The 6,687-nt window shown below is 62.8% G+C and carries 8 protein-coding genes and 1 pseudogene; 6 read left to right on the top strand and 3 right to left on the bottom strand.

All coding sequences use genetic code 11. The features are described 5' to 3' along the window. From EN984_RS17485 to EN984_RS17465, 5 genes and pseudogenes are all read left to right on the top strand, one after another. Positions 1-411 (top strand): annotated as a pseudogene (locus tag EN984_RS17485) (hypothetical protein); the annotation flags it as partial. Between the two features lie 173 nt (positions 412-584). Next, the gene (locus EN984_RS17480; protein WP_127271321.1) at positions 585-968 is read left to right on the top strand and encodes a RidA family protein; all 384 of its coding nucleotides are present in this window, start codon (positions 585-587) and stop codon (positions 966-968) included. Positions 969-981: 13 nt separating this feature from the next. Beyond that, a complete protein-coding gene (locus EN984_RS17475) occupies positions 982-1,332 on the top strand; it encodes a VOC family protein (RefSeq protein ID WP_127271319.1) in 351 nt (116 codons plus the stop codon). 161 nt (positions 1,333-1,493) lie between these two features. Further along, positions 1,494-2,597 carry a 3-isopropylmalate dehydrogenase gene (leuB, locus tag EN984_RS17470; RefSeq protein ID WP_127269799.1) on the top strand — a complete coding sequence of 368 codons (1,104 nt, stop codon included), beginning with the start codon at positions 1,494-1,496 and terminating at the stop codon, positions 2,595-2,597. Positions 2,598-2,601: 4 nt separating this feature from the next. Beyond that, positions 2,602-3,084 carry a GNAT family N-acetyltransferase gene (locus tag EN984_RS17465; protein WP_127269801.1) on the top strand — a complete coding sequence of 161 codons (483 nt, stop codon included), beginning with the start codon at positions 2,602-2,604 and terminating at the stop codon, positions 3,082-3,084. Here the strand turns inward: EN984_RS17465 and EN984_RS17460 are convergent. Both EN984_RS17460 and EN984_RS17455 read right to left on the bottom strand, forming a co-directional pair. Then, positions 3,074-3,736 carry a DUF805 domain-containing protein gene (locus EN984_RS17460; protein WP_127269803.1) on the bottom strand — a complete coding sequence of 221 codons (663 nt, stop codon included), beginning with the start codon at positions 3,734-3,736 and terminating at the stop codon, positions 3,074-3,076. The genes EN984_RS17465 and EN984_RS17460 overlap by 11 nt on opposite strands. Positions 3,737-3,799: 63 nt before the next feature. Continuing rightward, complete coding sequence (locus EN984_RS17455) at positions 3,800-4,513, bottom strand: DUF805 domain-containing protein (protein ID WP_127271316.1); 714 nt, start codon at positions 4,511-4,513, stop codon at positions 3,800-3,802. 530 nt (positions 4,514-5,043) lie between these two features. Here EN984_RS17455 and EN984_RS17450 point away from each other — a divergent pair. Next, positions 5,044-6,069, top strand: a complete 1,026-nt coding sequence (locus tag EN984_RS17450; RefSeq protein WP_236382965.1) for a glycosyltransferase — start codon at positions 5,044-5,046, stop codon at positions 6,067-6,069. Positions 6,070-6,167: 98 nt separating this feature from the next. On the opposite strand, the gene EN984_RS17445 is transcribed toward EN984_RS17450, so the two are convergent. After that, the coding region (locus EN984_RS17445) for a DbpA RNA binding domain-containing protein (protein ID WP_206517437.1) at positions 6,168-6,687 on the bottom strand (520 nt) is incomplete at its 5' end.

The raw sequence follows: 6,687 nt of genomic DNA, 5'->3' as shown, positions 1-6,687 counted from the left end.
CCGACCGATGGGCTGACGATTTCGGGCAATCTGACCTACATGCCGGAACCCGGCACGGACTGGAAAGACATCGATCCGGAAAAGTACCAGAACATCATCGACGCCTTCCACAACGAGGCCGTCTACAAGGAAGCGAAAAAGCTTCTCGGCAAGGACATGCCCGACATGGCAACCAGCCTGCTGGTCGGCGGCGGCACGGAAAAGACCGCTTCGGGCACCTTCTACGCCAGCGGCTGCGTGCCGCATGATTGCGGCGGCAATGACGGCTTCATGGCGGTCGACCCGGCCCAGCACAGGCTCTATTTTGCGCGCCGCGGCGACAAGGGCCAGCCGCAGGCGTGGCCTGATGTGGCGACATGGCCGGTCGATGTGAAGGCGGCGTTGGACAAGGCGCTGGGGTCGGCGAACTAAGTATTTTGCGCGACGGCAGCCGCACCGTCGTCGTGCTGCGGAAAAGAATTGTCCGCCGCGATCCTTCACACCCCCGCTGGCATCGAAGGTTTGCACCGCCAATCCAACCATGTTGGCCCATGGTCGGACAGGCGTCTTCCCTGCAAAATGGCCACCAAATCCTGCGAGGCCCCATGCGCACACTCATCTCCACCGGTTCGCCCTTCGAAAAGACCGCCGGCTATTCGCGTGCAGTGGTGCAGGGCGACTGGTGTTTCGTGTCCGGTACGACCGGCTACGACTATGCGACGATGACGATGCCGGAGACGGTGGAGGCGCAGACGCGCAATTGCCTGGCGACGATCGGCAAGGCGCTTCAGGACGGCGGCTTCGAGATGGCCGACGTGGTGCGGGCGCATTACTACATCACTGACCAGGCCTTCGTGGACGTGGTCTTCCCGATCCTCGGCGAGACGTTCGGCGACATCAGGCCGGCGGCGACGATGATCGTCTGCCAGCTCAACAGATCGGAAATGAAGATCGAGATCGAGGTGACGGCGCTGCGGCGCACGGCTTGAAAGGCGACCGACGATGAAAGTCCGGCGCATCGTTGCCAATATCGAGACATCGGATGCCACTGCGGCCAAGCGTTTCTATCAGGATGTCCTCGGCCTCGATGTGCTTATGGACCTTGGCTGGATCGCCACCTACGGCTCGCAAGCAAAGATGGATGTCCAGGTCAGTTTCATGGCGCAAGGCGGCTCCGAAACGCCGGTGCCGGATCTTTCGATCGAGGTCGATGATGTCGATGCGGCGCTCGATGCCATGAAAGCGGCGGGCTTCGCCATCGAATACGGACCGGCCGACGAGCCCTGGGGCGTGCGCCGCTTCTATGTCCGCGATCCGTTCGGCCGGCTGGTCAACATTCTCTCGCATCGGTGAAGGCAAGGCGCTGCAATTTGCGGGAGGCTGGCGGGGCAGAGGGGAGCGCGAAGGATCGCAAACGAACGAGGTTGTTCTTGATCGCTGCGTTACTCCTTGCGCACAACCGGCTTGGCGTTTAGCAAGGCCGCGGTTCAAATTCTTTCCAGGACGGTTCCTCCATGGCAACGAAGCATCTTTTCCTGCTCCCCGGTGACGGCATCGGTCCCGAGGCCATGGCCGAGGTCAAGAAACTGATCGCGGTCATGAACGACAAGCTCGGCAGCGGTTTTGCCACCGATGAGGGGCTGGTCGGCGGCTGCGCCTATGACGCGCATGGCGCGGCGATCTCCGATGCCGACATGGAAAAGGCGATGGCGGCCGACGCGGTGCTGTTCGGCGCCGTCGGCGGTCCCAAATGGGATGCGGTGCCCTACGAGGTGCGCCCTGAGGCCGGCCTGCTGCGCCTGCGCAAGGACATGGAGCTGTTTGCCAACCTTCGCCCGGCCATCTGCTATCCGGCGCTGGCGGCGTCCTCCTCGCTCAAGCAGGAGGTGGTCGAAGGCCTCGACATATTGATCGTGCGCGAGCTGACCGGCGGCGTCTATTTCGGCGAGCCCAAGCAGATCATCGATCTCGGCAACGGCCAGAAGCGCGGCATCGACACGCAGGTCTACGACACGTTCGAGATCGAGCGCATTTCGGGCGTCGCTTTCGAACTGGCACGCACGCGCAAGAACCGTGTCACTTCGATGGAAAAGCGCAATGTGATGAAGTCGGGCGTGTTGTGGAACGAGGTCGTCACCCAGACCCACAAGGCGCGCTATTCCGACGTCAAGCTCGACCACATGCTGGCCGATGCCGGCGGCATGCAGCTGGTGCGCTGGCCAAAACAGTTCGACGTCATTGTCACCGACAATCTGTTCGGCGACATGCTGTCCGACATTGCCGCCATGCTGACCGGCTCGATCGGCATGCTGCCGTCGGCCTCGCTCGGCGCGCCTGACGTGAAGACAAAGAAGCGCAAGGCGCTTTACGAGCCGGTGCACGGTTCAGCCCCCGACATAGCCGGCAAGGGCATCGCCAACCCGATCGCCATGATCGCTTCCTTCGCCATGTGCCTGCGCTATTCCTTCGGCATGGTCGATGAAGCCGACCGTGTCGAAAGCGCGATCGCCGCCGTGCTCGACGAAGGCCTGCGGACGAAAGACATCATGTCCGATGGCATGACCGAGGTCGGTACGGTTCAGATGGGCGACGCGATCATCGCCAAATTCCTGGGCTGATTCCGTGACGGTCGACGTCCGCTGGGCGACGATCGAGGACGCGACGGCACTCGCGGCCATATTGTGCGAGATGGCGGAGCATTACCGGCAGCCGCCTCTCGATGCTGACCGGGCCCTGTCTGCTGCACGCAAATGGCTTGGCGAGGAAAGCCCGGCCTATCCGCATTTCGCGCTCGCCTTCGTCGACGGCGAAGTCAGCGGCCTGGCGTCGGTGGCGATCGCGCATCCCGGTATCGATCTCGAGCGGCTGCTGTTCCTCAAGGATCTGTTCGTATGCGAGAAGGTTCGCAACGCCGGCGTCGGCCGGGCGCTGATCGGCTTTCTCGCCGATCATTGCCTGCGCGAAGGCATCGGCCGCATCGACCTGACCACCGAGGACTGGAACGAGGGCGCGCTGCGCTTCTACGACCGGCTTGGCGCCGAGCGCCACGGCCAGAAGGTCTTTCTCAGGCTTTCAGGCGAAGCGCTGAAGGCGGCTAGATCCTGACGCCTGCCGGCACCGGTCCCCAAGGGTTTTCGCCCACCTGGGACGGCAGAAGTCCGAAGACCAGCAAGGCAATGCTGCCAATGGGAGTTATGAAGCCCAGAAGTGCAAACCAGCCGCTCAGACCCGCGTCATGCACACGCCGCACGACGAGCGCAATCGACGGCAGGATCAATCCCGAAAAGAAAAGAAGGAAGGGTATGAGCCCTATGGCCCTCATCGGCGTCCTGTCCGCATTGGTTTTGAAGCCATTGAACGCCAGGTCAACGAGTATTCCGAAGCCTAGAAGCGCCAATATCCCGAGGGTGTAGAATAGCCAGAAGGCCCAGAATTCCTTGCGGCGGGCGCGACCTTTGAAATTGCTATAGTCCGCAATTATCGCGCGCCAGAAGTAAGCCCACAGACCCATGGAATAGGCGGGCCTGCTCTCGGCCGAACGGCGTGGCTGGCCCGTGCTTGGCGATGGCGCTGTCGGGGTGACGGCGACTATATCGTGCGCCGTACCGTCCTCCGGTTGAAACTCGACAAGGGTGCCCCTGGCGAGGGTCACTTCATGGCTCACATCGTCACGGGCAAAGATATAACGCTTGCTGTCGATTCCGTCGATGTAGCCGTAGTCCTGATCCTGATCGTAGTGGAATATCGTGCCACGCATGTTTCTCCCCCGCGTTGCGCAAATACTACCCAGGGTTGTTTGTGATTGCAATACACGTGGCGGCTAAATCCTGACACCCGCCGGCACCGGCCCCCACTGGTTTTCCCGGGCCTGCGTCGGGATCAGCGCGAAGACCAGGATGATCAGGCTGCCGATGGTCGGGATCAGGATCAGCAGGCAGAGCCAGCCTGACAGGCCGATGTCGTGCAGCCGGCGCACGATCATGCCGAGGCTGGGAAGAATTGTCGCCAGCAGGAACGTGCCGCACAACCCGACCGTTATCGCGCCCGAAATATCACTGTCGAAACCGCCCATATCCATATCGGTGTACAGGCCGATGCCGCCGATGATCAGCAGGCAAACCGTCCAGAACAGGCAGTAGCCCCAATATTCCTTGCGGCGGGCGCGTCCGGCGAAATTGAAATAGTTCTGCGTCACGCCGCTCCAGAAATAGCCCCAGAGATCGCCGGGCTCGGCTATCTCGGAAGATCGACCGAAATGCTGCGCAGCGGGCGGGACCACTGCGGACGGAACGCTGGCCTGGGCCGGTGCGGCTTTGACGCTGGGATTGGCGGCGGAGGGAGCGGCAGTCGGAGCGGTGATCGAAAAAACGTCGCGCGCCTGGCCGCCACCCGGCTGGAACTCGACGGCCGCGCCCTTCCGCATAGCAGTTTCCCGGCGCAGGTTCTCGCGGGTGAAGGTGTAACGGTTGCCGTCGGCCCCGGATATGAAGCCGAAGCCCTGGATCTCGTCATAGTGAAGTACTTCGCCGCGCATTTGCCACCCCCGCTCGCCACGTCCCGGCCGAAGGTGGCACAGGGCCGGGCCGATGGGCAAGACGGCCAGCATGGCTACCGTCTTCGCGGCAAATGAAGCATAAGGCATCGAGTGCAACCGCCTTCGACAGAAGCAGAACATGACAGTCGAGAGTCCTGACAGTAAAACCGTGATTGAAGATGGAGGGGAAAGAAGACCTCCCAGGCTGGCCATCGACGCCACCGGCCTGACGTTCTGGCCGTCCGGCCAGGGACTTGTCGGCATCCCGCGGGTGGAAAGCTTTCTCGTCAGCGCAGCCCTGGCCGATCCCGACCCTAGCGTGGAGGTGGTGGCGTTCCGACCGTGGGAAGGCCGGTTTCGCCCCCTCGCTCCTTTCGAGCAGGACCATGTCGCGACGGGCGAGATTTCACCCTGGCGCCTCAAACGATGGCCTGGGAGACGTACGGCGATGTCGCAGGCCCTCGAAGCGGTGAGGCAGCAGCCATGGGGCAAGCGCGACGCCGACCGCCATCTCGCCAAGACGGTGACCCATGGCCGCAAAGGGATTGCCTATTCAGGCGACGAGGTTGCTGATCAGGGCCTATCGTCTGTACCAGCGGGCGCGGATCCGGTCGGCCCCGCGTCAGGTTCCAAGCCAACCGAACGAGACCGAACGCGGCTTTGTCCTGATCAGCCATCACATTCTGACCGGTGACGATCGAGCCGCCCTTTCCGGGCGCGCCGGTGGCCTTGCGTTTCTTTGCCACGACCTCATCCCGACACTGCGCCCCGACATGGTTGGTATGAGCCCTGGCGAGGCTCGCTACGGGTCATATCTCGAGCACCTCGTGCGTTCCGGCGCGCCGGCATTTTGTGCATCCGACGAAGTTGGTGCGACGCTGACCGACCATATGCAACAGGCAGGCGTCACACAGCCGGTGGTATACCGGTTTCCGATGCCTTCCATCCTGTACGAGACGGCTTCGCGCATCGGCCAGACTTCGCGCATCGAGGCCGACGAGCCGTTCGTGCTCTATTGCTCGACCATCGAGGTGCGCAAGAACCACATCCTGCTGGCACGGATATGGCAGCAGGCGCTCGACGAGGGCGTCAAGCTGCCGCGGCTCGTCTGCGCCGGGCGCTGGGGCTGGATGATCGATCCGCTGCGCGCCTATCTCAAGGCCCATCCGAGATTGCTTGAGCGGGTTACGTTCACCGGAGCGATCAGCGATGAGGAGCTCATCCGATATTATCGCAGCGCTTCCTTCGGCGTCTTTCCCTCGCATATCGAGGGCTGGGGCTATGGCGCCTCGGAATGTCTCGATTTTGGCATTCCGGTCATCGTCTCGACCGCGCCGTCGCTGATCGAGGCGAGCGGCGGGCTGATGCCGGCGATCGATTCCAATGACCAGGCCAGCTGGTACGCTGCGATCCGCAGGATGGCGGAAGACGCGGACTGGCGCTCATCGCTGACGGAACGCATCGCAAAGCAGCATCGCCCGACGCCGGCATCGGCCAGCTGGGCTGCCATCAAGGCTGGCCTGCAGGCAAGCGCTTCCCTCCGGCCGAAGTCCTAGAGCAATTCTAGGAAAAGTGTGAAGCCGTTTTCCCTTGGGAATTGCGTCAAAACAAAGAGTTAGAGCAGATCGCCGTTTCCGTGAAACGGTGAAATGCTCTAGGCGGGCCGTTTCTTCGCCTTCTTGTGCTTGGGCGCGCCGGTGGTGTCGAATTTCGGCTTGCCCGGCTTTTTCGCCCATGGCTTTGCCTCATGCGCGGCGGCCGGGCGCTGATCGACTGCTGCCGGTGCACGTTTTTCGAATTTGCGCTTCGGCGCGTTGGGGTCGAACGGCGCCTTGCCGCGATGCGGCTTCTTGTCGGGGCTTGGCGGCTGATAGCCGGCGCGTGAAAGATCGGGCGTACCATCGAGCCGCTTCACCAGGATGTTGCCTTGCAGCTTGCGGTCGGGACCGATCGCGGCCAGGAAGCGGTCGGCCCAGTCGGCTGATATCTGCACGTAGGTCTCTTCCGGCTGCATCTTGATGGCGCCGATCTCGCGCTTCGAGATGCTGCCGGTGCGGCACAGCATCGGGATCAGCCAGCGCGGCTCGGCATTCTGCCGGCGCCCGATCGACAGCGAGAACCAGACGCTGTCGCCGAAATCGTCGCGGCGGCTGGGCGCCTCGTCGCGGCGCGCG

The organism is Mesorhizobium sp. M7A.F.Ca.CA.004.12.1.1 (assembly GCF_003997835.1).
GTDB lineage: Bacteria > Pseudomonadota > Alphaproteobacteria > Rhizobiales > Rhizobiaceae > Mesorhizobium.
Note: the sequence above shows the minus strand (reverse complement) of the source record. Positions and strands in the feature narration are given on the sequence as shown.